Annotated in this window: 25 protein-coding genes; 12 read left to right on the top strand and 13 right to left on the bottom strand. The window is 61.1% G+C overall.

The features are described from left to right. The 3 genes from FHT75_RS15610 to uvrA are packed head-to-tail and all read right to left on the bottom strand — an operon-like array spanning position 1 to position 4,211. Entirely contained in the window at positions 1–807 is an 807-nt protein-coding gene (locus FHT75_RS15610; RefSeq protein WP_028756886.1) for a DUF72 domain-containing protein, read from the bottom strand. 24 nt (positions 808–831) lie between these two features. Further along, the gene (locus FHT75_RS15605) at positions 832–1,293 is read right to left on the bottom strand and encodes a GNAT family N-acetyltransferase (protein WP_028756885.1); all 462 of its coding nucleotides are present in this window, start codon (positions 1,291–1,293) and stop codon (positions 832–834) included. Next, positions 1,290–4,211 (bottom strand): excinuclease ABC subunit UvrA, encoded by a 2,922-nt coding sequence (gene uvrA / locus FHT75_RS15600; RefSeq protein WP_063475577.1) that lies wholly within the window; start codon positions 4,209–4,211, stop codon positions 1,290–1,292. Before uvrA ends, FHT75_RS15605 begins: the two co-directional genes overlap by 4 nt. A gap of 283 nt (positions 4,212–4,494) precedes the next feature. Here uvrA and FHT75_RS15595 point away from each other — a divergent pair, with 283 nt between their 5' ends. After that, positions 4,495–5,013, top strand: coding sequence for a single-stranded DNA-binding protein (locus FHT75_RS15595; protein ID WP_025554957.1), 519 nt, complete (start codon positions 4,495–4,497; stop codon positions 5,011–5,013). A gap of 231 nt (positions 5,014–5,244) precedes the next feature. Continuing rightward, the gene (locus FHT75_RS15590; protein WP_183845048.1) at positions 5,245–5,811 is read left to right on the top strand and encodes a DUF2569 family protein; all 567 of its coding nucleotides are present in this window, start codon (positions 5,245–5,247) and stop codon (positions 5,809–5,811) included. 146 nt (positions 5,812–5,957) lie between these two features. Here the strand turns inward: FHT75_RS15590 and FHT75_RS15585 are convergent, their stop codons facing one another. Continuing rightward, positions 5,958–6,605 carry a MarC family protein gene (locus FHT75_RS15585; protein ID WP_018242015.1) on the bottom strand — a complete coding sequence of 216 codons (648 nt, stop codon included), beginning with the start codon at positions 6,603–6,605 and terminating at the stop codon, positions 5,958–5,960. Positions 6,606–6,842: 237 nt separating this feature from the next. Between FHT75_RS15585 and gyrA the strand changes: the two genes are divergently transcribed. Then, positions 6,843–9,665: a DNA gyrase subunit A gene (gene gyrA / locus FHT75_RS15580; RefSeq protein WP_028756877.1), complete on the top strand. Its 2,823-nt coding sequence runs from the start codon at positions 6,843–6,845 to the stop codon at positions 9,663–9,665. A gap of 185 nt (positions 9,666–9,850) precedes the next feature. Here the strand turns inward: gyrA and FHT75_RS36270 are convergent, their stop codons facing one another. The 3 genes from FHT75_RS36270 to FHT75_RS35850 form a co-directional block, all read right to left on the bottom strand. Beyond that, positions 9,851–9,985, bottom strand: coding sequence for a hypothetical protein (locus tag FHT75_RS36270; protein WP_018445350.1), 135 nt, complete (start codon positions 9,983–9,985; stop codon positions 9,851–9,853). Between the two features lie 36 nt (positions 9,986–10,021). Then, on the bottom strand, positions 10,022–10,177 hold the full coding sequence (locus FHT75_RS15575; RefSeq protein ID WP_164735989.1) for a hypothetical protein: 156 nt from the start codon (positions 10,175–10,177) through the stop codon (positions 10,022–10,024). 142 nt (positions 10,178–10,319) lie between these two features. After that, positions 10,320–10,490, bottom strand: coding sequence for a hypothetical protein (locus tag FHT75_RS35850; protein WP_244604870.1), 171 nt, complete (start codon positions 10,488–10,490; stop codon positions 10,320–10,322). 253 nt (positions 10,491–10,743) lie between these two features. Between FHT75_RS35850 and coaD the strand changes: the two genes are divergently transcribed. The 5 genes from coaD to tgt all read left to right on the top strand — a co-directional run bounded on the left by coaD (position 10,744) and on the right by tgt (position 14,690). Continuing rightward, positions 10,744–11,238 carry a pantetheine-phosphate adenylyltransferase gene (gene coaD, locus FHT75_RS15565; RefSeq protein ID WP_003539657.1) on the top strand — a complete coding sequence of 165 codons (495 nt, stop codon included), beginning with the start codon at positions 10,744–10,746 and terminating at the stop codon, positions 11,236–11,238. A gap of 58 nt (positions 11,239–11,296) precedes the next feature. Continuing rightward, a complete protein-coding gene (locus FHT75_RS15560; RefSeq protein WP_028756878.1) occupies positions 11,297–11,869 on the top strand; it encodes a peptidylprolyl isomerase in 573 nt (190 codons plus the stop codon). A gap of 28 nt (positions 11,870–11,897) precedes the next feature. After that, complete coding sequence (locus tag FHT75_RS15555; RefSeq protein WP_028756879.1) at positions 11,898–12,407, top strand: peptidylprolyl isomerase; 510 nt, start codon at positions 11,898–11,900, stop codon at positions 12,405–12,407. A gap of 72 nt (positions 12,408–12,479) precedes the next feature. Beyond that, positions 12,480–13,559, top strand: coding sequence for a tRNA preQ1(34) S-adenosylmethionine ribosyltransferase-isomerase QueA (gene queA / locus FHT75_RS15550; RefSeq protein ID WP_028756880.1), 1,080 nt, complete (start codon positions 12,480–12,482; stop codon positions 13,557–13,559). Beyond that, the gene (tgt, locus tag FHT75_RS15545) at positions 13,560–14,690 is read left to right on the top strand and encodes a tRNA guanosine(34) transglycosylase Tgt (RefSeq protein WP_028756881.1); all 1,131 of its coding nucleotides are present in this window, start codon (positions 13,560–13,562) and stop codon (positions 14,688–14,690) included. Positions 14,691–14,760: 70 nt separating this feature from the next. Here the strand turns inward: tgt and FHT75_RS15540 are convergent, their stop codons facing one another. The 5 genes from FHT75_RS15540 to FHT75_RS15520 all read right to left on the bottom strand — a co-directional run bounded on the left by FHT75_RS15540 (position 14,761) and on the right by FHT75_RS15520 (position 19,844). Further along, the gene (locus tag FHT75_RS15540) at positions 14,761–15,189 is read right to left on the bottom strand and encodes a DUF4864 domain-containing protein (protein WP_047615141.1); all 429 of its coding nucleotides are present in this window, start codon (positions 15,187–15,189) and stop codon (positions 14,761–14,763) included. Between the two features lie 178 nt (positions 15,190–15,367). Continuing rightward, on the bottom strand, positions 15,368–16,633 hold the full coding sequence (gene fabF, locus FHT75_RS15535) for a beta-ketoacyl-ACP synthase II (RefSeq protein ID WP_063475578.1): 1,266 nt from the start codon (positions 16,631–16,633) through the stop codon (positions 15,368–15,370). Between the two features lie 12 nt (positions 16,634–16,645). Then, positions 16,646–17,152 (bottom strand): winged helix-turn-helix transcriptional regulator, encoded by a 507-nt coding sequence (locus tag FHT75_RS15530; RefSeq protein ID WP_063475579.1) that lies wholly within the window; start codon positions 17,150–17,152, stop codon positions 16,646–16,648. A 40-nt stretch (positions 17,153–17,192) separates the two neighbouring features. Next, the gene (locus tag FHT75_RS15525; RefSeq protein WP_063475580.1) at positions 17,193–17,486 is read right to left on the bottom strand and encodes a hypothetical protein; all 294 of its coding nucleotides are present in this window, start codon (positions 17,484–17,486) and stop codon (positions 17,193–17,195) included. Between the two features lie 231 nt (positions 17,487–17,717). Then, positions 17,718–19,844: a calcium-binding protein gene (locus FHT75_RS15520; RefSeq protein WP_183845049.1), complete on the bottom strand. Its 2,127-nt coding sequence runs from the start codon at positions 19,842–19,844 to the stop codon at positions 17,718–17,720. A 261-nt stretch (positions 19,845–20,105) separates the two neighbouring features. Here FHT75_RS15520 and FHT75_RS15515 point away from each other — a divergent pair, with 261 nt between their 5' ends. Then, positions 20,106–22,478 (top strand): alpha-amylase family glycosyl hydrolase, encoded by a 2,373-nt coding sequence (locus FHT75_RS15515; protein ID WP_063475671.1) that lies wholly within the window; start codon positions 20,106–20,108, stop codon positions 22,476–22,478. Positions 22,479–22,498: 20 nt separating this feature from the next. On the opposite strand, the gene FHT75_RS15510 is transcribed toward FHT75_RS15515, so the two are convergent. Beyond that, on the bottom strand, positions 22,499–22,687 hold the full coding sequence (locus FHT75_RS15510; RefSeq protein ID WP_047615152.1) for a hypothetical protein: 189 nt from the start codon (positions 22,685–22,687) through the stop codon (positions 22,499–22,501). Between the two features lie 199 nt (positions 22,688–22,886). Between FHT75_RS15510 and FHT75_RS15505 the strand changes: the two genes are divergently transcribed. The 3 genes from FHT75_RS15505 (at position 22,887) to FHT75_RS15495 (ending at position 25,593) form a co-directional block, all read left to right on the top strand. Continuing rightward, a complete protein-coding gene (locus FHT75_RS15505) occupies positions 22,887–23,282 on the top strand; it encodes a hypothetical protein (protein WP_063475582.1) in 396 nt (131 codons plus the stop codon). Positions 23,283–23,497: 215 nt separating this feature from the next. Beyond that, the gene (locus tag FHT75_RS15500) at positions 23,498–24,328 is read left to right on the top strand and encodes a metallophosphoesterase family protein (protein ID WP_063475583.1); all 831 of its coding nucleotides are present in this window, start codon (positions 23,498–23,500) and stop codon (positions 24,326–24,328) included. Next, positions 24,325–25,593 (top strand): ABC transporter ATP-binding protein, encoded by a 1,269-nt coding sequence (locus tag FHT75_RS15495; RefSeq protein ID WP_063475584.1) that lies wholly within the window; start codon positions 24,325–24,327, stop codon positions 25,591–25,593. The genes FHT75_RS15500 and FHT75_RS15495 overlap by 4 nt, the downstream gene beginning before the upstream one ends. Positions 25,594–25,601 lie beyond the last annotated feature (8 nt).

Genomic DNA, 25,601 nt, shown 5'->3' with positions numbered 1-25,601 from the left:
TTATTTCGCCAGCGCTTGCTGCAGGGCGATCGCTCCGTGTGGCGCATTGACCTTACCCTCATGGATCATGAAGGCGAAGACGTCGCGCGGCTCGGTCTTCACTTTGCGATCGGCATCGATCAGCGGCAGGTCATCGGGGATCTTGCCTTCGGCCCAGGTCTCCAGTCGCTTTGCCCAGGCCTTCAGCTCCTTGTCCGGATAGCAGGTGGCAATATCGTCCGATCCCTTCTGCAGCCTGGCATAGACGAAATCCGCCGTGACGTCGGCGATCATCGGATATTCGAAATGTTCGGCACAAACAGGCGCCACCCCATATTTCGCCAGCAGGCCCACGAATTCCGGCACCTTGAAGGAATCGTGCCGCACCTCGACCACGTGGCGCAGCGCCAGCCCGTCCTGTTTTGCCGGCAGCAGCTTCAGGAAGGCCTCGAAATCTTCCGGATCGAACTTCTTCGTCGGCGCAAATTGCCAGAGCAGCGGCCCAAGATGATCGCCGAGTTCGCTGATACCCGATGTCAGGAACCGCTCCATCGATTCACCGGCTTCGGCAAGCACCCGCCGATTGGTGACGAAACGCGTCGCCTTCAGCGAAAAGATGAAGCCATCGGGCACGTCTGCCGCCCATTTGGCGAAGACTGCAGGCTTCTGGGTGCTGTAATAGGTGCCGTTGACCTCGATGACCTTCAGCTGGCGGCTGGCATAATTCAACTCGTCTTTCTGTTTCAGGTCATCAGGAAAGAAATGCCCGCGCCAGGGCTCGAAGGTCCAGCCGCCGATGCCGGTGCGGATAGTGCCGGATTTCGTCATGTCGTCCTCCCCGTTGGCAGCCGCTCAGGCCGCATCGATTTCTTTCGTCATGTCGACGAGCGTCCATCCTGGCCGATAAGGGCTCGGCCGACGACCCGTTTCCTGAAAACCGAAGGCGCGATAGAGCGCGATGTTCCGCTCCATCCGCGCATTCGTGTAGAGCCGGATTTCCGGCACTGCCCATTCCCGCGCCTTGCCCTCCAGCCAGCGCAGCATCGCCAACCCGTGCCCGCCGCCCTGAAAGGCCGGCGAGACCGCGATGCTGAACAGCATGAGGTGATCGGAATGCTGCTCGACCACCACCAGGCCGGCCGTTTCGTCGCCGACCTCGCGCAGCCAGACCTCGCCGCGTTCGATGCGCGGCGCGTAATCCTCCGTCACCGGGATCGGCGCAGCGCCGAAGAGTTCGGTATAGGGCCGATAGGCGGCAGCTGTCAGCGTCGCGATCATTTCCAGATCATCGGGCGACGCTGGCCTCATCGTCATTCCGCCGCAACCGCCTTCTTCGCCGGCCGCCGTTCCAGCAATTCCTTCAGGAAGTGTCCGGTATAGGAGCGCTTTTCCTTGACGATCGCTTCCGGCGTGCCGGTCGCGACGATCTCGCCGCCGCCATCGCCGCCTTCGGGGCCGAAATCGAGCACCCAGTCGGCGGTCTTGATGACTTCGAGATTGTGCTCGATCACCACCACCGAATTGCCCTGGTTGACCAGTTCGTGCAGCATTTCGAGCAGCTTGGCCACGTCGTGGAAATGCAGGCCGGTCGTCGGCTCGTCGAGAATGTAGAGCGTGCGTCCCGTCGAGCGTTTCGACAGTTCCTTGGCAAGCTTGACGCGCTGCGCTTCGCCGCCCGAGAGCGTATTGGCCTGCTGGCCGACCTTGATGTAACCGAGGCCGACATCCTTCAGCGATTGCAGCTTGTCGCGCACGGCGGGCACCGCCGCGAAGAAATCGACGCCTTCCTCCACCGTCATGTCGAGCACGTCGGCGATCGACTTGTGCTTGAAGGTGACGTCGAGCGTCTCTCTGTTGTAACGCTTGCCATGGCAGACATCGCAGGTGACGTAGACATCGGGCAGGAAGTGCATCTCGATCTTGATGACGCCGTCGCCCTGGCAGGCCTCGCAGCGTCCGCCCTTGACGTTGAAGGAGAAGCGGCCCGGCTGGTAGCCGCGGGCCTTTGCCTCCGGCAGGCCGGCGAACCAGTCGCGGATCGGCGTGAAGGCGCCGGTATAGGTCGCCGGGTTCGAGCGCGGCGTGCGGCCGATCGGCGACTGGTCGATGTCGATCACCTTGTCGATATGCTCGAAACCGTCGATGCGGTCGTGATCGGCCGGGTTTTCACGTGCGCCCATGACGCGGCGCGCTGCCGACTTATAGAGCGTTTCGATCAGGAAGGTGGACTTGCCGCCGCCGGAAACACCGGTCACCGCCGTGAACACCCCGAGCGGGATCGATGCCGTGACGTTCTTCAGATTGTTGCCGCGCGCGCCGACCACCTTGATCTCGCGGCCCTTTTTCGGCTTGCGGCGTTCATCGGGAACGGGAACGCCGAGTTCGCCCGAGAGATATTTGCCGGTCAGCGAGTTCGGACTGTCCATGATGTCCTGCGGCGTGCCATGGGCGATGACCTGGCCGCCGTGAATGCCGGCAGCCGGGCCGATGTCGACCACGTCGTCGGCCGTCAGGATCGCATCCTCGTCATGTTCGACGACGATGACGGTGTTGCCGATGTCGCGCAGGTGCTTCAGCGTGTCGAGCAGCCGGGCATTGTCGCGCTGATGCAGGCCGATCGACGGTTCGTCGAGCACGTAGAGGACGCCTGTCAGCCCTGAGCCGATCTGCGAGGCAAGCCGGATGCGCTGGCTCTCGCCGCCCGACAGCGTGCCGGAATTGCGCGACAGGCTGAGATATTCCAGGCCGACATCGTTGAGGAAGCGCAGGCGGTCGCGGATTTCCTTGAGGATGCGCACGGCGATCTCGTTCTGCTTGGCATTGAAGCTTGCCGGCAGCGCCTCGAACCAGTCGCGGGCAACGCGGATCGACATCCCGGTCACTTCGCCGATATGCAGCGTGTCGATCTTCACCGCCAAGGCCTCAGGCTTCAGGCGGAATCCGTTGCAGGAAGGGCATGGGGCGGCCGACATGAAGCGCTCGATATCCTCGCGCGCCCAGGCGGAATCGGTCTCCTTCCAGCGGCGCTCGAGATTGGTGATGATGCCCTCGAAATTCTTCTGCGTCGTGTAGGAACGGGCGCCATCGGCATAATGGAATTCGATCTTGTCGTTGGTGCCGTTGAGGATAACGTCCTTGGCCTCGTCGGAAAGCTCGTTCCAGCGGGTGCCGAGCTTGAAGCCGTAATGTTTGCCGAGCGCTTCCAGCGTCTGATTGTAATAGGGCGAGGTCGACTTCGCCCAGGGCGCGATCGCCCCGTCGCGCAGCGTCCGTTCGGGTTCGGGCACGATCAGGTCCGGATCGATTTTCTGCTGGGCGCCGAGGCCGTCGCAGGTCGGGCAGGCGCCGAAGGGATTGTTGAAGGAAAACAGCCGCGGCTCGATCTCGGGAATGGTGAAGCCCGAGACAGGGCAGGCGAACTTCTCCGAAAACAGCACGCGTTCATGCGTCTCGTTCAGCGACTTGTTGGCCGAGCCGCCGGCCGACGTCTCTTCCGGCGGCAGCGGCTTGTCGGCGAATTCGGCGACCGCCAGCCCGTCGGCAAGCTTCAGGCAGGTCTCCAGGCTGTCCGCCAGACGCGCCGAGACATCCGAGCGCACGACGATGCGGTCGACCACCACGTCGATGTCATGCTTGTATTTCTTGTCGAGCACCGGCGCCTCGGCGATCTCGTAGAACTGGCCGTCGACCTTGACGCGCTGGAAGCCCTTCTTCATCAGCTCGGCCAGTTCCTTCTTGTATTCGCCCTTGCGTCCGCGCACGAGCGGCGCAAGAATATAAAGACGGGTGCCCTCGCCGAAATCGAGGATGCGGTCGACCATCTGGCTGACGGTCTGGCTCTCGATCGGCAGACCGGTCGCCGGCGAATAGGGAACGCCGACGCGGGCAAAGAGCAGGCGCATATAGTCGTAGATCTCGGTGACGGTGCCGACCGTCGAGCGCGGATTGCGCGAGGTGGTCTTCTGCTCGATCGAGATCGCCGGCGACAGCCCGTCGATCTGGTCGACGTCGGGCTTCTGCATCATTTCGAGGAACTGCCGGGCATAGGCCGACAGGCTCTCGACATAACGCCGCTGGCCTTCGGCGTAGATCGTGTCGAAGGCGAGCGAGGATTTGCCGGACCCTGAAAGCCCGGTCATGACGATCAGCTTGTTACGCGGCAGATCGAGATCGATGCTCTTGAGATTATGCTCGCGCGCGCCGCGGATGGAGATCGTCTTCAGTTCGCTCATCGTCTCTGCTTTGGTTTTCTGGATAACAGCCCTTATTTAGTGATGCCGACGGGCGAGTCGAGGCTGAATATCCGGGAAGGCTCAAGGTTTTCGATTCTGTTGACAGGATCATACGGATAAACTAGAACAAATAAAGAACAAAATTCCTGATGAATGCATGCGGCCTTCTGATGGATAAACATGTGGATTAAATGCCGCCCATGCGCATCGGCGGTCCGTGATGGTTTAAGGTGCGCCGATCGATTAAACGCCGCCGGGCAGGGCGGCAGGCAGGGTGAGAAGTATGGCTGGTAGCGTGAATAAGGTAATTCTGGTTGGAAACGTGGGTGCAGACCCCGAAATCCGCCGCACTCAGGATGGCCGGCCGATCGCCAATCTTCGTATCGCGACCTCGGAGACCTGGCGCGACCGCAATTCCGGCGAGCGCCGTGAAAAGACCGAATGGCACACTGTCGTCGTCTTCAACGAAGGCCTCTGCAAGGTTGTCGAACAATATGTGAAGAAGGGCGCCAAGCTCTATATCGAAGGCCAGCTGCAGACCCGCAAGTGGCAGGACCAGCAGGGCCAGGACCGCTACAGCACCGAAGTGGTGCTGCAGGGCTTCAATTCGACGCTGACGATGCTCGATGGCCGCGGTGAAGGCGGCGGTGCCAGCTCCGGTTTCGGCGGCGGCCGCGGCAGCAGCGGCGGCAATGATTATGGCGACGACTACGGCGCGCCGGCTCCCTCTTCATCCCCGAGCCGCGGCGGCGCTGGCGGCGGCAATTTCTCGCGGGATCTCGACGACGATATCCCGTTCTAAAGTGAGGTACGCCGACCTCGGAGAATCACGGGAAGAGCATGCTGGAATTGTCCGGCCTCTTTGCCCTCGGGCTCGGTTCGGCGGGTCGCCAAATGGTCTTATGCGTGATTTTCTTGGTTCCAGATGGTCGCCGACTTAAAAGCGCTGTGATCAGTCAGAACTGGTGTCGGGAATAGACGGAATCACTGTATCCGGGGTAGTGATCTTTTCAGGCTTTCGGGGGATTCGCTGATGGGGTCGTTTTCTATTTGGCATTGGTTAATCGTTTTTCTATTTTTTGGATTGCCAATTTGGTTTGCTGTTCGATCAGCTAAGAGAACAACTGACCCAGTCAACGGTCCATCGAGTTTCGGCGGGTGGCTTCTGCTTTTAGCAATAGCAGAGGTCATGGGGCTACTTAAGACACTAGCTTCTGTTGCGAGCTCGATGGAAACTTACGCTAAATATAGTGCTGTCGAAGGAGGTGAATTGGTGGCTGTTGGCGAGGCGGCCTTAAGTTTTGCCCTTGTGATACTTCAGGTGGTGGTAATCTGGTTTATGTTTAAGAAGGACAGAATGTTTCCAAGGCTGTTTTTCTATCAATGGATAGCCATCCCAGTCGCCTTCGTGCTCGATCTTGCACTTGTTTCCTCTGTGCTGGGGGTCAGTGTTAATCAACTTCTGAAAGCCGAGGTTGTTGGACCGAGCGTAGCTGCGTTCATCGTCACCGGTTTGTGGGTGTGGTACGTGTCCAAATCCGTAAGGGTTCGGAACACGTTTAGCCACCAAGCCCGCGTTCAGCACGAGATATTCTCGTAGAAGGCGACGATTTGATCCGTTGTCTCTCCTTCAGTTTACACTCCATGTTCTGTTTTTCCGTTCCGACCGGTGGTCCCACGGGTGGCGGTGCTTCGGAGCATGATGTCCCAAAGACGGCGTCAGTGCTCTCTGTGATTTTTTACCGCTCAATGCGGCGTCGCGCTGATCAGATTGAGCGCCGATTTCGCGCCATCGACGACGAACTGGGCGGCGAGGGCGGCGAGGATGACGCCGAGAAGCCGTGTCAGGATCGCCCGGCCGGTGACGCCGAGGAAACGGTCCAGCCGTTCGGCGACGAGCAGCATGAGGAAGGTCAGCAGCAGATTGGCAGCAAGAACGCCGATCAGTTGCGCTTTTCCGACGGAGGTGGCGAGCGTTCCAGCAAGCAGGATCGTCGCCGAGATCGCGCCCGGGCCGGCAATCAGCGGCAAGGCGAGGGGAAAGACGGCGATATTTTCGATATGATCCTTGGTGATCGCCACCTCGGTGGCCTTCTCCTTGCGGTCCTGGCGCTTCTCGAACACCATCTCGAAGGCGATCCAGAACAAGAGCAGCCCGCCGGCGATGCGGAAGGCGCCGATCGAAATCCCCAGCACGCTGAGCACGCCGGCGCCGAACAGCGCGAAGACGGCGAGAATGATGAAGGCGATGGTCGAGCCACGCAGCGCTACCTGTGTGCGCTCACTGCGGCTCATGCCTGTCGTCAGGCCCAGAAAGATCGGTGCGAGACCGGGCGGATCGATGGTGACGAGCAGCGTCGTGAAGGCGTTGATCAATTGGTCGGCGCTTGCCATCGTCTCTCCGGAACCCCATATAGTCACTTGGTTTTTATGATTGTGAAGCGGGGATTCCGATTTGGCAAATTTCCCGCGGCGGCCGGGGGCGGATTTGTCCGGTCCGGCCGCGCAACTTATATGTTTTACCCTCTTTAAGCCGCAAAAGCCTGTTCAAAACGCGCTGTGAAAATTGGCGTGGGAACAGGCTTTCCGCTATAAATCTTCAAGTGATTCTAGAAGAGATCGTGATCTGTTTTGACTGAGCAAACACCCCCCGGCGGCGGGAAGCTCCCGCCAGGCATCGAGCCCATCTCCATCATGGAGGAAATGCAGCGGTCGTATCTCGATTACGCCATGAGCGTCATCGTCAGCCGCGCGCTGCCCGACGTGCGCGACGGCCTGAAGCCCGTGCACCGGCGCATCCTCTACGGCATGTCCGAGCTCGGCATCGACTGGAACAAGAAATACGTCAAATGCGCCCGCGTCACCGGTGACGTGATGGGTAAATACCATCCGCACGGCAATACTGCGATCTATGATGCGCTCGCCCGCATGGCGCAGCCCTGGTCGCTGCGTCTGCCGCTGATCGACGGCCAGGGCAATTTCGGCTCGGTCGATGGCGATCCGCCGGCGGCTGAACGTTACACCGAATGCCGCCTCGAAAAGGCTGCCCATTCGCTGCTCGACGATCTCGACAAGGAAACCGTCGACTTCCGCGACAACTACGACGGCACGCTCTCCGAGCCGGTCGTGGTGCCCGCCAAGTTTCCGAACCTGCTCGTTAACGGCGCCGGTGGCATCGCTGTCGGCATGGCGACGAACATCCCGCCGCACAATCTCTCTGAAGTCATCGACGGCTGCATCGCGTTGATCGACGACCCGGCAATCGAGCTGCCGGAACTGATGCAGATCATCCCTGGCCCCGACTTCCCGACGGGTGCGAAGATCCTCGGCCGTGCCGGCATCCGCTCGGCTTACGAGACCGGCCGCGGCTCCGTCATCATGCGCGGCGTCGCCGCCATCGAGCCGATGCGCGGCGACCGCGAGCAGATCATCATCACCGAGATTCCCTATCAGGTGAACAAGGCGACGATGATCGAGAAGATGGCCGAATTGGTGCGCGACAAGCGCATCGAAGGCATCTCCGATCTGCGCGACGAATCCGACCGCCAGGGTTATCGCGTCGTCGTCGAGCTGAAGCGCGACGCCAATGCCGAGGTCATCCTCAACCAGCTCTATCGTTACACGCCGCTGCAGACGTCCTTCGGCTGCAACATGGTGGCGCTGAACGGCGGCAAGCCCGAGCAGCTGACGCTGCTCGATATGCTGCGCGCTTTCGTCTCCTTCCGCGAAGAAGTCGTTAGCCGGAGAACGAAATTTCTGCTGCGCAAGGCGCGCGACCGCGCCCATGTGTTGGTCGGTCTCGCCATTGCCGTCGCCAATATCGACGAGGTCATCCGCGTCATCCGCCAGGCGCCCGATCCGCAGTCGGCCCGCGAAGAGCTGATGACCCGCCGCTGGCCGGCGGCAGATGTCGAAAGCCTGATCCGTCTGATCGACGATCCACGCCATCGCATCAACGACGACCTGACCTACAATCTCTCCGAGGAACAGGCCCGCGCCATCCTCGAACTGCGCCTTGCCCGCCTGACGGCCCTCGGCCGCGACGAAATCGGCGACGAACTCAACAAGATCGGCGACGAAATCAAGGATTACCTCGATATTCTTTCTTCGCGCGTCCGCATTCAGACCATCGTCAAGGATGAACTCACCGCCGTCCGCGACGAGTTCGGCACGCCGCGCCGCACCGAGATCGTAGATGGCGGCCTCGAAATGGACGACGAGGATCTGATCGCCCGCGAAGACATGGTCGTCACCGTCTCGCATCTCGGTTACATCAAGCGCGTGCCCCTGACCACCTACCGCGCCCAGCGCCGCGGCGGCAAGGGCCGCTCCGGCATGACCACCCGCGACGAGGATTTCGTTAGCCGGCTATTCGTAGTCAATACCCATACGCCGGTCCTGTTCTTCTCTTCGCGGGGCATCGTCTACAAGGAAAAGGTCTGGCGCCTGCCGATCGGCACGCCGACCTCGCGCGGCAAGGCGCTGATCAACATGCTGCCGCTCGCACCCGGCGAGCGCATCACCACCATCCTGCCCTTGCCCGAGGACGAGACGAGCTGGGACAATCTCGACGTCATGTTCTCGACGACGCGCGGCACGGTTCGCCGCAACAAGCTGTCGGACTTCGTCCAGGTCAACCGCAACGGCAAGATCGCCATGAAGCTCGAGGAGGAGGGCGACGAAATCCTCTCCGTCGAGACCTGCACGGATCAGGATGACGTGCTGCTGACGACGGCGCTCGGTCAGTGCATCCGCTTCTCCGTCGACGACGTCCGCGTCTTTGCCGGCCGCAACTCGATCGGTGTGCGCGGCATCAATCTCGGCGATGGCGACCGCATCATCTCGATGACCATCGTCGGTCATGTCGATGCCGAGCCGTGGGAGCGTGCTGCCTATCTCAAGCGTTCCGCCACCGAGCGTCGGGCGACGGGCGTGGATGAAGAGGATATTGCGCTGGTTGGCGAAGAAGTCACCGAAGAGGGGCAGCTTTCCGACGAGCGTTATGAAGAGCTGAAGGCACGCGAGCAGTTCGTGTTGACGGTCTCGGAAAAAGGCTTCGGCAAGCGTTCGTCCTCCTACGATTTCCGCATCTCCGGCCGCGGCGGCAAGGGCATCCGCGCCACCGACACGTCGAAAACCGGCGAGATCGGCGAACAGGTCGCGGCCTTCCCTGTTGATGACGGCGACCAGATCATGCTGGTCTCCGATCGTGGCCAACTGATCCGCGTGCCGGTCGGCGGCATCCGCATCGCCAGCCGCGCCACCAAGGGCGTCACCATCTTCTCCACCGCCAAGGACGAGAAGGTTGTTTCGGTCGAGCGCATCAGCGAGCCGGAGGAAGACGAGACGGAAGAGGCTGTCGAGGTCGCCGAAGGCGCCCCTGCGACCGATGAAGGCGCCACCGATCAAGGCCCGGTTGCCGATGGCGATCCGGCCGCGCCTGCCGGGGAATGATCACATGAAGGGGGCGGCTTCGAGCCGCCCTTTTCTTTTCAAGCCGCCCATTTTTTCTCAAGCCCGGGGATGGCTCAGATCACACCCAAAGAAAAAGCCGGATGCTGGGTGCATCCGGCTTTGAATGGCCCCGGCGACGGAAGGGTGCCGCTCGAGGGTGGGAAGTGGGTGGTCAGAGAGGAAGGTCAGAATGCTCTATGTTTTTCGTTCAGAGCTTTCACCTCTTCGCCTTCACGCCGAAGCGCTGAGATCGTCGAGGCCACGGACACGATGAACATCACGCTGATGAGGGCGGTGAGCACTGTCAAGATCGTGAACATAGGCATTCCTTTCCTGGGGAGTTGCGTTCTCGCCCCTCAGTACTGGCCCAGCACGGCCGTCCGGGCCGAAGCATAGGGACCATAAACCTTGGACGTATCGACCTTCTGATCATAGAGAGCGACAGTTGCGGTCAGCATGCCCGTGACCATTACCATCCAGAGCAGGTTAATCATCGTAATCTTACCGGGCATCTTTAGTCCTTCCTGCCGCGCTGATCGCATCTATGGGGTCGGTTGAATGAACGCATCCGTTTGAAAATGGTTCCGCGGATGTTGAGGGGGTGTTTACCAATGGCGATCTGAAGCCTCCTTGAATGTCTCGTTCATCTGGCGTTCAGATTCGAAGCCCGTTTTCGCGCAGCCGGCCCTGGGCGCGCACGATCGCCGCATGTTCGGCAAGCTCCGGCCGCACCCAGCTCACCTCATATCGATCGGCGAAATAACCATAGGCCATCTCTGCGGCGAGGGAGGAAACGACGGCAAGTGCAACGAGCACGATCAGCATGGACTTGGTCTTTCAGGAAGCGCCGGATGCCGGAATGGCATCGGCTGCATTTGATGATCCGAGTAAAGCAGATCCTGTCTGAAACGGCCTTGAACGGACCATTCATCCGCCGTTCAACCGCCTGCCAATTCAAAATGATAGAACGTCCTTGGCGTGTCCGGATGGACGCGCGGCACTCTCGCCGGACCTGCCCAAATCACTTGCGGCAGAGCGGCATCCGTGACAAAAGGCGTCAAATCAACGGTCTGGTCACATGACGACAGCTTTCTATCCGGGGTCTTTCGACCCGATCACCAATGGGCATGTGGATGTTCTGGTCCAGGCGCTGAACGTCGCCGAAAAGGTGATCGTCGCGATCGGCATCCATCCCGGCAAGGCGCCGCTCTTCTCCTTCGAAGAGAGAGCTGAGCTGATCCGCCGTTCGCTGGCTGAAGCGCTGCCCGGCAAGACCGGTGACATCACCGTCGTCGCCTTCGACAATCTGGTCGTCGATGCCGCCCGCACCCATGGAGCAACACTGTTGATCCGCGGTCTTCGCGACGGCACCGACCTTGATTACGAAATGCAGATGGCCGGAATGAACCGGACGATGGCGCCCGATATCCAGACCATCTTTTTGCCGGCGGGCACGGCCTCGCGGCCCATTACCGCCACATTGGTCCGCCAGATCGCCGCCATGGGCGGCGATGTCAGCGCTTTCGTGCCGGCCGCCGTCTTGCAAGCCCTCACATCCAAGCGCCCAAACTAGTCAGAACAAAGACTAGCAAGCGCAAAGACAAGGCGGAACCCGCCGCAATGGAGCTCATATGAAACTCTTTTATCTCGCATTTGCCGGCGTGCTGTATCTCGCCTCCTTCGCCGGGGATGCCTTCGCCCAGTCGGCCGATCACTATCTCACCATCCAGCTGAAGAACGGCCCCGTCGTCATTCAGTTGATGCCTGAGGTGGCGCCGAAGCATGTCGCCCAGATCGAAGCACTGGCAAAGAAGGGCGAATACGACAACGTCGCTTTCCACCGCGTCATCGACGGTTTCATGGCTCAGACCGGCGACGTCAAATACGGCAATATGGAAAAGGGCTTCGATGCGAGCCTCGCCGGCACCGGCTCTTCCGATCTGCCTGACATTCCGGCCGAATTCTCCAAGACCCCGTTCGTGCGCGGCACGGTCGGCATGGCCCGTTCGCAGGATCCGAATTCCGCCAATTCGCAGTTCTTCATCATGTTCGCCGACGGTTCCTTCCTGAACGGCCAGTACACCGTCGTCGGCAAGGTCGTTTCCGGCATGGAGAACGTCGACAAGATCAAGCGCGGCGAAGGCCAGAACGGCGAAGTCAAAAGTCCCGACCGGATGATCAAGGTCACCCTGGGCAAGAAGTAAGTTACGAGAGAAACAAGAGGAGAAGGCAATGGCCGAGATCAAGGATCCCGAAAACACCATCATTCTGGAAACCACCAAGGGCAAGGTTGTCATTCAGCTTTTGCCGCAGGTCGCCCCGGAACATGTCGCCCGCATCAAGGAACTCGCCCGCGAGAAGGCCTATGACGGCGTCGTCTTTCACCGCGTCATCCAGGATTTCATGGCCCAGACGGGCGATGTCGAATTCGGCAAGAAGGGCTCGGAAACCTTCAATCCCAGCCGCGCCGGCATGGGCGGCTCCTCCAAGCCGGACCTGAAGGCTGAATTCTCGGCAACCACCCATACGCGCGGCACATGCTCGATGGCCCGTTCGCAGAACCCGAACTCGGCCAACTCTCAGTTCTTCATCTGCTTTACCGACGCGCCGTGGCTGAACAAGCAGTATTCCGTCTGGGGCCAGGTCATCGAAGGCATGGACAACGTCGACAAGATCAAGCGCGGCGAGCCGGTTTCCGATCCGGACTCGATCGTCTCCATGCGGGTTGCCGCCGACGTCTGATTGTGATTTCTGCTGAAACCCGCCCTTGCGCGAAAGCGTGGGGCGGGTTTCGCTTTGCCTGAAAGTGCCCTGATGCGCGTAGACCTTTTCGATTTCGACCTGCCTGATGAACGCATCGCGTTGCGGCCCGCCGAGCCGCGCGACAGCGCGCGGCTGCTCGTCGTCGATCCGAATGTGGAAACCATCCGGGATTATCGCGTCGGCGATCTGCCGTCTTTTCTGCGGCCCGGTGACGCGCTCGTCTTCAACGACACCAAGGTTATTCCGGCCCAGCTCGAGGGCATTCGCCATCGAGAGGGTGCTGGCGGCCAGCAGGTGTCGGCGACGCTGCACATGCGTATCGGCGCCAACAAATGGAAGGCTTTCGCCAAGCCCGGCAAGCGCATCAAGGAAGGCGACCGCATCGCCTTCGGCCATAGCGGCGAAAGCTGCATGATCGGCTCGCTTGACGCGACGGTGGAAGAAAAGGGCGAGGCCGGCGAAGTGACACTGGCCTTCGATCTCTCAGGCCCCGCACTGGACGAAGCGATTGCCAGCGTCGGTCACATACCGCTGCCGCCCTATATCGCCGCCAAGCGGCCGGAGGATGAACGCGATCGCGCCGACTATCAGACCATCTATGCGCGGGAGGAGGGCGCTGTCGCAGCCCCCACGGCCGGCCTGCATTTTACACCCGCTTTGTTCGAGGCGCTCGACAAGGCCGGTGTCGAACGCCATTTCGTGACGCTGCATGTCGGGGCCGGCACCTTCCTGCCCGTCAAGGCCGATGATACCGCCGATCACAAAATGCATCTCGAAAGCGGTTATGTCGGCGCCGAAACCGCCGCCCGGCTGAACGCCGTAAAGCAAAGAGGGGGACGCATCATTTGCGTCGGCACCACCTCACTGCGGCTGATCGAGAGCGCGACGCAAGACAGTGGCGAAATTCGCGCCTGGAGCGGCGCCACCGGCATTTTCATCACGCCGGGTTACCGCTTCAAGGCCGTCGACATGCTGATGACCAATTTCCACCTGCCGCGTTCGACGCTCTTCATGCTGGTCTCGGCCTTTTCAGGCCTCGACACTATGCGCGCCGCCTATGACCACGCCATCCAGACGGGCTACCGCTTCTATTCCTATGGCGATGCCAGCCTTCTCTTCCGGAAAGATTAGATGACCGACCGCTTCCAATTCACGCTTGACAAGACCGATGCCGGCGCCCGCCTCGGCAAGATCTCCATGCCGCGCGGCGAGATCCGCACGCCGGCCTTCATGCCGGTCGGCACCGTCGGTACGGTCAAAGCCATGTATCTCGACCAGGTGCGGGAGACCGGCGCTGACATCATCCTCGGCAATACCTATCACCTGATGCTGCGCCCGACGGCCGAGCGCGTCGCCCGCCTTGGCGGCCTGCATAAGCTCATCCGTTGGGAACATCCGATCCTGACGGACTCCGGCGGGTTCCAGGTCATGTCGCTGTCCGGCCTGCGCAAGCTCGACGAGCAGGGCGTCACCTTCAAATCGCATGTCGACGGCAGCCTGCACCACATGTCGCCGGAGCGCTCCATAGAAATCCAGGGGCTGCTCGGCTCCGACATCCAGATGCAGCTCGATGAATGCGTGGCGCTGCCGGCCGAGGCGAAAGAGATTGAGCGCGCCATGGAAATGTCGCTGCGCTGGGCCGAACGCTGCCGGGTGGCCTTCGGCGAGCAGCCCGGCAAGGCGATGTTCGGCATCGTCCAGGGCGGCGACATCCCGGCGCTGCGTATCCGTTCGGCCGAGGCGTTGAGCCAGCTCGACCTCAAGGGCTATGCGATCGGCGGCCTCGCCGTCGGCGAGCCGCAGGATGTCATGCTGCAGATGCTGGAAACGACACTGCCGGTCCTTCCTCTGGAAAAGCCGCGTTACCTCATGGGTGTCGGCACGCCGGATGATATTCTGAAATCGGTTGCGCGCGGCATCGACATGTTCGACTGCGTCATGCCCACTCGCTCCGGCCGCCATGGCCTGGCCTTTACCCGCCGCGGCAAGGTCAACATCCGCAATGCCCGCCATGCCGAGGATATGCGCCCGCTCGACGAACAGTCGAATTGTCCGGCCTCACGCGATTATTCGCGTGCCTATCTGCACCATCTCGTCCGCTCCAACGAGGCGCTCGGCGGCATGCTGCTCTCCTGGAACAACCTCGCCTATTACCAGGAACTGATGCAGGGCATCCGCAAGGCGATCGCCGAAGGCCGCTTCGCCGATTTCATGGCGGAAACGCAGGAGGAATGGGCAAGAGGCGATCTCCAGCCCGTGTGATCCCGATCAAACCTGTTTGATCCCGATCGAACCTGTTTGATCCAATCCAACGAGGTTGGATCGATCGGGATCAAATACCCTTGCTGTCCGCATCTGGGATGATCTGCACGCCGTTGATCCGGTAGCTGCCATCCGGCTGGCGGGTGATCTGGTAGATCGCCGTCCAGTCTTTGCCATCGCGGCCTGAAATCAGTACTTCGTGATAGATCAGCGCGCCGTTGTCGATCGAGCGGCTGCGGCCGAAGGCGTAGTTGCCGGGATGATAGACCGGCTCGTAGCTCTTCTTTACCATGGCGAAGAACAGGTTCTTGTCGGGATACATCGCCCTGATGCCGGGAGCGGCGAAGGAATAGGCGGTCTCGGCATCGTCCTTGAGGAAGGCCTTGATCTGTTCCTCGATCATCGTCCGCGTCGTGTCGATCGGGTCTTCGGCGCGGGCCGAGACGATGGAGAGGAGGGACGCGGCACACAGAATAAGAACTGCGAAGAAGGCGCGCATGGGTTGATCTCCAGCTCTATCGGAGAATAATCCCCGATAGAGCTGAAGTGTAGGCGATTTCCAAAGCAATGCCAGCAAAAGTGCGCAGCGGCTTGCGTCCGGAATTGCGTAAAACAAAAAATGAGAGCGGTTCTGTGCTTCCATGAAAACTGAACCGGCCTCGCAAGCAAAACAGACTTTACGACCAGCGCCGGAAGAGGGCGCTGGCGTTCACTCCACCGAAGCCGAAACCATTGGTGATGGCATAGTCCATGGTGAGCGGCCGCGCCGTCTTGCCGACGATATCGATGCCGTCGGCGGCCGGATCAGCCTCATCCAGGTTGCGGGTCGGCGGCGCGATCTGGTCGCGCAGCGCCAGGATGGTGAAGATCGCCTCCAGCCCGCCGGCAGCCCCGAGCAGGTGGCCGGTCGCCGATTTCGTCGCGCTGACGGCAATGCCGCCATTGCGGCCGAAGACCGTGCCGATCGCTGCGATCTCGCCCCTGTCACCGACGGGTGTCGAGGTCGCATGCGCGTTCAGGTGTTTGACGTCGGAAGCGGAAATCTTCGCTTGGCGGAGCGCCGCCTCCATCGCCCGCCGCGCACCGTCGCCGTCTTCAGGGCCTGAGGTCATATGGTAGGCGTCCGCCGCCGTGCCGTAGCCGACGAGTTCGGCGAGCGGTGTGGCGCCGCGGGCAAGTGCGTGCTCCAGCGTTTCGATGACCAGAATGCCGGCGCCTTCGCCCATGATGAAACCGTCTCGCGCCGTGTCGAAGGGCCGCGACGCCAGCTCCGGCGTTTCGTTGAAGCCGGTGGAAAGGGCGCGTGCGGCGGCAAAGCCGCCGAGGCTCACCTTGTCGATACAGGCCTCGGCGCCACCGCAAATCGCCACATCCGCCTCGCCGGAGCGGATCAGCCGCGCCGCATCGCCGATTGCCTGGACGCTGGCGGCGCACGCCGTCACCGGAGCGCCGAGCGGCCCCCTGAAGCCGTAGCGGATGCTGACCTGGCCGGCGGCGAGGTTGACGAGAAAGGAGGGCACGGTGAAGGGCGACAGGCGTCGGACGCCGCGCGTCTCGCCGATCCGTACTGCTTCGGCGATCGCCGGAAAGCCGCCGACGCCCGACGCGATGATGGTCGCGGTGCGTTCACGCTCGCCTTCGTCGGTCGGCATCCAGCCGGCCTGCTTGACCGCTTCCTCCGTCGCCGCCATGGCGAAATGGATGAAGCGGTCCATCTTCTTCTGGTCCTTGGGCGTGATGTATCGGTCGGGATCGAAGCCGGCTTGCGCATCCTCGGTTATGCCGGGAACGATACCGCCGACCTTGGCCGCTAGCTCGCCGACTATGTCTTCCGCCAATACCCGCAGCCCCGAACCTCCGTCGAGAAGGCGCTTCCAGGCGGGCTCGATGCCGGTGCCGAGTGGCGAGACAAGTCCCATGCCGGTGACAACGATGCGGTCCATTCTGTTCTCCTTCTATGCGTCGATGCCGAGATACCAGGCGCGCATGCGGGCGATCCGCGCGTGCACCTCGTCATCGGCGGCGGGACCTGCAAGCAGGCTGGTGTTTTCGGGTGTCACCTGTTCGCCGGTGCGCGCGTCGACCAGCACGGTCTCGCGCTCTTTGCCGGACGCGGCATCGCCCAAGAGAAAGGCGAGGTCCCCTTCCGGAATATGCCGGCTTCCCCAGGAAAACAGCGTCATCAGGACGGGAAAGAAATCGCGGCCCTTTTCCGTCAGCCGATATTCGTAGCGGGCAGGGCGCTGCTGGTAGAGCCGCCGTTCAAACAGGTCCTGATCCGTCAGGTGTTTCAGCCGCCGCGCCAGGATGTTCGGCGCCACGCCGAGGCTCTTCTGGAATTCGTCGAAGCGCGACAGTCCTTGGAAGGCGTCGCGCAGGATCAGGATGCTCCACCAGTCACCGACGCTGTCGAGCGCGCGTGCCGCCGGGCATTTGAAATCGCTGAAGCTTGTTCGCTGCATGGCGATGTCACTACATTAGTGACTATCATAATGCAAGTTACTATCGGGACTCGCGCTCGAAAATCCGGGCGAGCACGATGCCGGTGACGAGCATGCCGACTGCCACGAAGATCGTATCGCCTGGCGAGCCGATATAAAGCGGCCCGATATTGGCAAAGAGCAGGAAGGCGATGAGGAAATTGACCCAGCCCCAGACGACATTGGCTGTCGGCGAACCGAGCTTTGCGAATGGAGTGCGGAAGGGCCGGCCGCTGACGCCGTTGACGAAATGCGGGATGCCATCGGTCAGAAAGGCCGCGGCGATGAAATGGGCGATATAGGCGATCCAGGGCAAAGGCTTCTCCGGTGCTGCGAGTGGCATTGACGGAGGAATGTGGCCGGGAATGTTATGCCGGCAAGAGGAGGCTAAGCATGTCGCACAAAAGCGTGCAGCGGTTTTTGCGGCAACGACATGCGTAAAAACCAAGTGCTAAAGCGCGAGGCGCGACGTTGAAAGATCGCGACGCGCTTTAGAAACATAAGTGGTGCCGCAGCCCGCCGCCGAATAGCGACGGACCTGGCCGGGTCAGATCAGCATGAAATCCTTGAATTGAAGCGCCGGGGAATTGTCGAGATCGGCCACATGGATTGCCGCACCCGCGGCACTTCCATCCGCATCAAAGGATAGAATGCCGCTGGTCTGGTCGTAGATCAGTCTATCGTCAGCTTCGAGTGCTTTGGTGCCGACGACGAAATTCTCATCCGAAAATCTCGATAGGCTGAGTGCGGCGAAAATCGAATGGTCGAGTAGCAGCTTGTCGCCGGCCGCCGAGGAGAAATCCCGGATCTTGTCGATGCTCACATTGTCGGGCTTAACGTCGAAAACGAAGGAATCGGTCCCTCCGCCGCCGGTCAGAATGTCTGCGCCGGCTTTGCCGATCAGCTTGTCGTTGCCGAGTCCGCCGCTCATCTGGTCGGCCCCCTTGCCGCCGTTGAGACTGTTGCTGCCGTCGTTGCCGGTCAGCACGTTGGACGTGTTGTTGCCCGTCGCGCTGAGATTGGCCGTTCCGGTCAAGGCAAGGTTTTCGATCGTTCCCGATGTATGCGCCTGATCGACCAGGCTGAAGGAGATTGCCGACCGGACGCTGTCCTTGCCGGATCCACTGGCTTCATCGGCAAAGTCGCCTTTATTGTCGATCACATAGGTGTCGTTGCCGCCGTGCCCCGACATGCGGTCGGCACCAGTGCTTCCGTCAAGAATATTGTTGCCGGAATTGCCGGTGAGAACATTCGCCAGGCCATTCCCGGTGCCGTTCAGATTGGCGGTGCCGGTCAGTGTCAGATTCTCGATGTTTCCGATCGTATGCGCCGTATCCTTGAGGCTGAAGCTGATCGACGACATGACGGTATCCGTCCCGCCGCCCCGGCTTTCGTCGACGATTTGAGCGGAGTTGCTTACGGTGAATATGTCGTTGCCGGTGCCGCCATAGATATGGTTGGTTGCCGGCGGCGGCGTGCTGGTGATGCCGCCTTCGATGTCGATGATTACGGGATGATCGACGACATTAGCCGTCAGGGACGAGACGTTGCTGAGGCTTTTGATCGCCGTCGTCCCGGTCAGCGGGTCGAAGACCTTCACGGAGCCGAAGGCGGCGCCGAGATTGACTTTGACGGCTGTATTTGCAGCCTGAATGGCCGTATCGGTGGACTGGTTCCAGATATCGGGCTCGTTCCAGAGGATGATCTGGTAGCTTCCGTCCGATTTTTCCGCAAGCAGGCTGCGGGCCGAGGACGGCAGCCCGTCGATCGAATAGTTGAGCGCTCCGGCGCTGAAGCTCGCCTTCTGAGCGCCGTCATCCGCAAGGATTTCGGTCAGATTGTGGATCGCCGTCGCAGCCGGCTTGGCCGAATAGTCGAGATGAAAAAGGCCGAAATGCTTTTCCTGATTGGTGCCCTGCGGATCGGAATAGGCGTCTAGCAATTCGTAGATGAACGTGTTTTTCGATCCGAGTGCCGCGCCGTCCATCAGCGTATTGAGCAGGAGCTTGGCCTGCGTCGCTTCGTTGACGCCTTCCCAGCCGCCATTGGTGTCGGCGGTCAGCGACGTATGGTAACCGGTCTCGGTGATCGCAAGCGGCTTGCCCGGATCGGCAGCGCGCTGAACGCCGGATTCTCGGGAAAGCCATGAATATGGCTGGTCGCCATCCTTCGCATAGGTGTGGATCGTCGTGTAGTCGGACGCGGAAGCGACCGTATATCCGGTAAGGCTGAGGACCGGGATGTCCTTCAGCAACGGATCGGCGTTGACGGCGGCAGGCAGGTCCCTCTGATAGGCGACCGCTGCGGCCTGGCCGCTCAGGCCGTGATAGCTGACCGGCCAGTTATTGACTTCGTTCGGGCCTTCGATGCCGACGACCGATCCGGGATGGGCCTGCACGAAATCATGCAGCCGCTGGACCACGGTGGCGGGGTCGACTTCCCGCTGCGCGCTGAAGACGAATTGCACGCCGGCCTTGGCCGCGTCGCCGAGATGCGTTTGGCCGTTGGGATCGGAAGCGGAGTTGGGGGCGTGATCGCGGACTGTATCAAGGCCAAGATAGTCGAGTGCTTTAACAACTTCTCCGACATTGGAATATTTTCCGTCGGTGTAGTCGATATGCGTATCAATTCCAAAGGAGCGAATAATATCGTTTATTCTAACGGCTTGAGCCATAAGTTATTCTCCCGGTTTACGAGGGAATTGGCGATGGGAATGAATCCCCATTTGTTGAAACCAATTCGATTTAATACACGAGGAGGGTCGTGCGGCGATGACTCGTTATCCATGATATATTGTCCCGAATGTGGCTCGCTTCGGATTGTATTTATTATGAAATCTGCGCTTGCATTTTTTCGTCCGGCCGGTTGATCATGCCCGAGTGGGACGGCCCATAGGCAGAGTCCGGTGAAATCCGACATGGTTTTGGAGGATCCGATGACCGTCGATGTTCAATTCCGGTTTCGCAGCGGCTTGCCATCGATGGCGTTCGGCGATGTCCGTCTCTGCGGCAGTTGGGACGAGCAAGGCCGCGTCTCGCATGAGTGGACATCTGTTTCGATGCGGCCTTCCCGTGATGAGGATGGTTATGATGTCTTCGTCGCCGATGTATCGTTTCCCGACGCCGGGATCGGCACGCATTTCCGCTGGGGGGTCGAGCTGGATCGGCCTGATGCTTCCGGCCTATGGGCGATCGCCGCCGAATTGGACGACGAGGTCTCGACGCGTCGCGAACGCTCCTTCGACCTCCACTCGGACCTGGCGCCGCAGACCTATTATCTGACGTGGATCGGCCGTCTGGGGGCGAATCGAACTGAGCGGCGCAACAGTGCCGACGGCATTCGCTTCGCGGTCTGGGCGCCGAACGCCAGGGCGGTTTCGCTTGTCCTGGCCGATCCGGCCATCGGCTACATCGCCGACGACGGCACCGGTGCAGTCGCAACCATCGCGATGCGCAAGACCGTCGACGGCTTCTGGACCGTCGAAACCGGCGATGATGACGGCCTTGCCGATTTCGACGGCATGGTCGGCACCCCCTATATGTACCGCATCACGAAGGATGACGGATCGCTCGTCTACCGCACGGATATCTGGTCGCTCATGCAGATCGGCGCGGGGGACTTCGATCCGGATGGGGCGGTCTATCACGGATCGCCGGCGTCATTGGACGGACCGCAGAGCTGTTCGGTCGTCTGCGACCCGAAGCGGGTGGTACTGCCATCGGGAGAGGAGCTTACCGCCGAGGCCTTCTGGGCCGACGAATTCGCCGGCGGCCAAAAGATTCCCGATCGGCTCGAGGATCTGGTGATCTATGAACTGCATGTCGGCGCCCTCGGTTTCGGCAAGCCCGCGCCCGGTACGCTCGATGATGCCGTCGCCTTCGTCGAACATCTCGCAGCGCTCGGCGTCAACGCGGTGGAACTGCTGCCGATTGCGGAATTCGAGACCCGGGCCAACTGGGGCTACGGCACCTCGCATTTCTTTGCCGCCGATCAAGGGGCCGGCGGCACCGACCGGCTGAAGATGTTCATCAAGACCTGCCACCAGCGCGGCATCGCCGTCATCCTCGATGTCTGTTACAACCACTTCGATCCGGATGGCGAGCGGGCGCAATGGGCCTATGATTCCAACGATCACACCCGCAATATCTACTATTGGTACGAGGGACGGCCCGGCGATTACGCCGATCCCACGGGCGGCTACATCGACAACATCTCGACGGGATGGGCGCCGCGCTTCCATGAGGAAGCCGTGCGCCAGCTTTTCATCTCCAGCGCCGCCTTTTTCGTCTCCGTCTGCCATATCGATGGTTTCCGGCTCGATCAGACGAGTTCGATCCATCAATATCCGGTTCTGCATGCCGATGGCCGGCGCGCCGATCGGGCCGCCGCCTTCGGCGCCAAATTCCTGAAGCAATGGACCCGCACGATGCGGCTCATCAAGCCGCAGCTTTTCCTGACGGCCGAGGATTATTCGGACTGGTCGGCGATGACCGAGCCAAGCCTGACCGGCGACGGGCTCGGCTTCGATGCGACCTGGTATGGTGACTTTCATCACAATCTCGTCGAATATCACGGCGGTGCGCAGGCGCAGCTGTTGAAGAATGCCGGCTTCGGGGACCAGCGGGCGCTGACCATGTCGTCTCTTGCCGGCGCTTTGCAGACAAGCGCGCACTCCAAGGTAGTCTATAACCAGTCGCACGACGATTGCGGCAATCGTGAAGGATCGGCGCGAACCGCTGTGATCGCGGTCAATTTCGCGCCTGTTGTCGGTGAGACCAGGACGTGGGCGGAGGCGAGATCGAGGTTCGCGGCGGCGATGACGCTGCTATCGCCGGGGACGCCGATGTTTTTCATGGGCGAGGAAATCGGTGCCCTGAAGCCCTATCGCTACAATGATTTCCTCGCCAACCGGGAGAATATTCTCGGCGCAGCCGATGGCCACGGGGCAGGGATGATCAGCTGCTATCGCGATCTGATAGCGCTCAGTGTCGGAGAGGCAGCCATTCGCTCGCGCAACATCGCCATTCCCCTGGTTCACGACGAAAATCGGGTGATCGCCTTTCATCGCTGGAACGACGGCGAGGATTTCCTCGTCGTGGGCTCGCTGAACGATGCTCCCTTCGAACACGGCTACCGGTTGCACAGCGACCGCTTGGGAGATGACCTCTGGGAGGAGGTCTTCAACAGCGATTCTCGCAGATATGGCGGCTGGAACGTCGGCAACGGCGGCGGAAGGCTCCGAGCCACGGCGGGAGTGCTCGATCCCGTGCTGCCGGCGTCAGGCGTTCTGGTCTTTCGCAGGCTGTGACAAGTGCACGCCGGCAACGGTCAAGCAAAGCCGAGCGGCAGATTTTCCAGTTTCCTGTCATTGCCGTAGTCGCGCTCATGCGGCGAGCGACGACGGCCGTCGCGGCGAACGGAAAGATCGATCCGGTTTTCGGCGAAGATCCCATCGGGCCAGGTGCCGGTGTCATGGCAATCGGCGTCGATTTTGGGGGCAAGGATTTTCAGGATCATTGGGGTTCCTCCACGGCGCAGCATCAACACTCGGAAAGGCCGCTTCGTTCCATTTATAAAACCCGAATTATTAATAAATTAACCATAATCGCCAGGCGAGAACCAGTCATCGCCTGACGTTGACCTGACGTTGAAATGATTGGCCCATGGAACTCCGGATGTTGATCGCCGTTGATGTCAATGAACACAGGAGGTTCCGATGCAGTTGATCGATACGCGAGTGACACAGGCCGGCGACATCTTCACCGTCGAATTCTTGGGCGAAGGCGGAGAATCGATTTCCGTCAAAATCGACAACTCCCATGGCGAGCTTGATGATGCGACGGCGGTCGACCACGCCAAGGTCATGATGGTTCAGCTGACCAGCTTTGCCGGCGGCGAGCCGGACGGCAGCATCAACCGTTACGATGCCTTGAGCAACGGCAATTTTGACGAAGGCAGCAAGGGTCTGATCGGCCAGCCGAGCGCGCGTTCGGCTGGGGACAGCGAGACGCTGGAGGAGGAGTTGAACGAGGGCCTTGAAGACAGCTTCCCTGCAAGCGACCCTGTCTCGGCAACGGTATCGTCCATCCCAGCCAACGCACCACGGCATTGATTTCACCGCAATCTCAATCCCAAATGTTGGCCAAGGCTGCCCCGGTTCCTGCGGGCAGCTTTTTCTTGCATGACAAATTGATGTCAAAACTGAAAAACAGCTGAAAACAGCAGATGTCTGATTGACATGGGAGCCTTCTAGAGAGGGCCCGAGAAGGAAGCGCGGGTGACGCGCTTCCGACGTCTCGGAGATGCGCCCATGAAGATGATTCAGACATGAAAATCATTCAGATCACCGACACCCATTTCAGTCCCGACAAGCCGCATTTCAACGGCAACTGGGCGCCGCTTCTGAGCTGGATCGAAGAGACCGGCGCCGACCTGATCGTCCATACCGGCGATCTCACCGTCGACGGCGCCGACAAGGACGCCGACATCACCTTCTCGATGGACCTGATGCGCCAGGTGTCGATCCCGATGCTGATCGTCCCCGGTAATCACGATGTCGGCCATCTCCAAGGATCGGACCAGCCGGTCAATGCCGAGCGGCTCGCCCGCTGGCGCTGCCTTGCTGGCCCCGACCGTTGGCTGGAGGATACGGCCGGCTGGCGCCTCATCGGCTTGAACGCGCTGCTTCTCGGCCATGAGGATGACGAGGAGGAGGCCCAGTTCGAATGGCTCGATCAGGCGCTTTCCGACAGGGCAGGGCGGCGCGTGGCGCTGTTTGCACACAAGCCGCTGTTCGTCGATGCGCCCGACGAGGGCGATACCGGCTATTGGAGCGTTCGCCCGGTCCAGCGCCGGCGGCTCTATGATCTCATCGCTTCCCATGACGTGGCACTGTTTGCGAGCGGCCATCTCCACTGGGCTTGGCAGGGGCGCTTTAACAACACCCAGCTGACATGGGGTCCATCGGCCGCCTTCATCATCGACAAGATGGAGCGGGAGATGCCGGGTGAACGTCTGATCGGCGCCGTCATCCATGAGTTCGATACTTCAGTCGAAAGCACGATTGTCGCCGTTCCCGGCATGACCGCCCATGTGCTCGACGACGTCGTTCATGAGGTCTATCCCCAGGCGGTCAAGCAGCGGGAACCGGTCGAATGAGCGCGCTCTCGCTTCGCGGCATCACCAAGGCTTTCGCCGGCAACCAGATCCTCGATGGCGTCAGCCTGGATATTGCGGCCGGCGAATTCATCGCGCTAGTCGGCCCCTCCGGCTGCGGCAAGAGCACGCTGCTGCGCGTTCTGGCTGGCCTCGACCATGCCGACCGCGGCGAGATCCTGATCGGCGGGCGCGACATGTCCGGCGTCGCAGCCGCCGACCGCAACATCGCCATGGTCTTTCAGTCCTACGCGCTCTATCCGCATCTGACGGCGTCTGAGAATATCGCCGTGCCTCTGGCGATGCGCCGGCTGTCGAGGATGCAGCGGCTGCCCTTCATCGGCTCGCTGATGCCCGGCCAGCGCGCCACCCGCGTGAAGATCGCCCGCGACGTCAGGGAGATGGCGACGTCGCTGAAGATCGACCACCTTCTCGACCGCAAGCCCGGCCAGATGTCCGGCGGCCAGCGTCAGCGCGTGGCGCTTGCCCGCGCCATGGTGCGCCAGCCGAACATCTTCCTGATGGACGAGCCGCTGTCCAACCTCGACGCCAATCTGCGCGTCCACGCCCGCGGCGAGATCGTCGACCTGCATCGCCGAGCCGGCGTGCCGACGCTCTATGTCACCCACGATCAGGCGGAAGCGCTGTCGATGGCCGACCGTGTCGCTGTGATGATGGGCGGAAAATTGCTGCAGATAGCAAGCCCCGAAGTCATCTACGACGATCCCGCCCATATCGAAGTCGCCCGCTTCATCGGCCAGCCGCGCATCAATCTGCTGCCGGCCTTTGCCGAAGGCGGCGTCATTCTCTGCGGCGGCCTGCGGCTTATGCTCGACAATGCGCCGGACAGGAAGATGCCGGTCACGATCGCCATTCGCCCCGAATTCGTCTTTCTGTCCAGGAGCCGGCATGATGGACTTGCCGCCCGGATCGAACGCGTCGAATTCCTGGGCTCCGAAGTCATCCTCCATTGCCGGCTCGAAGCGATCAGCGAGACCATCATCGCCAAGGTTCAACCGTCCGAAGCCGCAGGCCTTGCCGCCGGTGATGCCGTCGGGCTGCGGCTCTCGCCCGGCCGGACGCTGATCTTTGCCGAGGATGGCAGCCGGCTGGCCGGCAGCGTTGCCACGGGTGATGCCGGGCTCACCGCAGGTGATGCCGGGCTCGGCTCTGCCGATGCCGGGCTCGGCTCTGCCGATGCCGGGCTCGGCTCCGCCGATGCCGGGCTGATGGCGGGCCACTCTCAATGGGAGAGGGCGCATGGCTAGCGTCGTCT

It is taken from the genome of Rhizobium sp. BK112, from assembly GCF_014193215.1.
In the GTDB taxonomy this organism is placed as follows: Bacteria; Pseudomonadota; Alphaproteobacteria; order Rhizobiales; family Rhizobiaceae; genus Rhizobium; species Rhizobium anhuiense.
This window is presented reverse-complemented; position numbering and strand designations above follow the sequence as displayed.

Excerpts from the sequence above, each read along its gene's own strand:
- coaD (WP_003539657.1), top strand. The coding sequence starts at position 10,744 with ATGACGACAGCTTTCTATCCGGGGTCTTTCGACCCGATCACCAATGGG.
- uvrA (WP_063475577.1), bottom strand. The coding sequence starts at position 4,211 with ATGAGCGAACTGAAGACGATCTCCATCCGCGGCGCGCGCGAGCATAAT.
- FHT75_RS15510 (WP_047615152.1), bottom strand. The coding sequence starts at position 22,687 with ATGATCCTGAAAATCCTTGCCCCCAAAATCGACGCCGATTGCCATGAC.
- FHT75_RS15530 (WP_063475579.1), bottom strand. The coding sequence starts at position 17,152 with ATGCAGCGAACAAGCTTCAGCGATTTCAAATGCCCGGCGGCACGCGCG.
- FHT75_RS15500 (WP_063475583.1), top strand. The coding sequence starts at position 23,498 with ATGAAAATCATTCAGATCACCGACACCCATTTCAGTCCCGACAAGCCG.
- FHT75_RS15605 (WP_028756885.1), bottom strand. The coding sequence starts at position 1,293 with ATGACGATGAGGCCAGCGTCGCCCGATGATCTGGAAATGATCGCGACG.
- FHT75_RS15595 (WP_025554957.1), top strand. The coding sequence starts at position 4,495 with ATGGCTGGTAGCGTGAATAAGGTAATTCTGGTTGGAAACGTGGGTGCA.
- queA (WP_028756880.1), top strand. The coding sequence starts at position 12,480 with ATGCGCGTAGACCTTTTCGATTTCGACCTGCCTGATGAACGCATCGCG.
- FHT75_RS15575 (WP_164735989.1), bottom strand. The coding sequence starts at position 10,177 with ATGCCCGGTAAGATTACGATGATTAACCTGCTCTGGATGGTAATGGTC.
- FHT75_RS15540 (WP_047615141.1), bottom strand. The coding sequence starts at position 15,189 with ATGCGCGCCTTCTTCGCAGTTCTTATTCTGTGTGCCGCGTCCCTCCTC.
- FHT75_RS15555 (WP_028756879.1), top strand. The coding sequence starts at position 11,898 with ATGGCCGAGATCAAGGATCCCGAAAACACCATCATTCTGGAAACCACC.
- tgt (WP_028756881.1), top strand. The coding sequence starts at position 13,560 with ATGACCGACCGCTTCCAATTCACGCTTGACAAGACCGATGCCGGCGCC.
- FHT75_RS15495 (WP_063475584.1), top strand. The coding sequence starts at position 24,325 with ATGAGCGCGCTCTCGCTTCGCGGCATCACCAAGGCTTTCGCCGGCAAC.
- FHT75_RS15610 (WP_028756886.1), bottom strand. The coding sequence starts at position 807 with ATGACGAAATCCGGCACTATCCGCACCGGCATCGGCGGCTGGACCTTC.
- FHT75_RS15560 (WP_028756878.1), top strand. The coding sequence starts at position 11,297 with ATGAAACTCTTTTATCTCGCATTTGCCGGCGTGCTGTATCTCGCCTCC.
- FHT75_RS15515 (WP_063475671.1), top strand. The coding sequence starts at position 20,106 with ATGACCGTCGATGTTCAATTCCGGTTTCGCAGCGGCTTGCCATCGATG.
- FHT75_RS15520 (WP_183845049.1), bottom strand. The coding sequence starts at position 19,844 with ATGGCTCAAGCCGTTAGAATAAACGATATTATTCGCTCCTTTGGAATT.
- FHT75_RS36270 (WP_018445350.1), bottom strand. The coding sequence starts at position 9,985 with ATGTTCACGATCTTGACAGTGCTCACCGCCCTCATCAGCGTGATGTTC.
- FHT75_RS35850 (WP_244604870.1), bottom strand. The coding sequence starts at position 10,490 with ATGCTGATCGTGCTCGTTGCACTTGCCGTCGTTTCCTCCCTCGCCGCA.
- fabF (WP_063475578.1), bottom strand. The coding sequence starts at position 16,633 with ATGGACCGCATCGTTGTCACCGGCATGGGACTTGTCTCGCCACTCGGC.
- FHT75_RS15505 (WP_063475582.1), top strand. The coding sequence starts at position 22,887 with ATGCAGTTGATCGATACGCGAGTGACACAGGCCGGCGACATCTTCACC.
- FHT75_RS15585 (WP_018242015.1), bottom strand. The coding sequence starts at position 6,605 with ATGGCAAGCGCCGACCAATTGATCAACGCCTTCACGACGCTGCTCGTC.
- FHT75_RS15590 (WP_183845048.1), top strand. The coding sequence starts at position 5,245 with ATGGGGTCGTTTTCTATTTGGCATTGGTTAATCGTTTTTCTATTTTTT.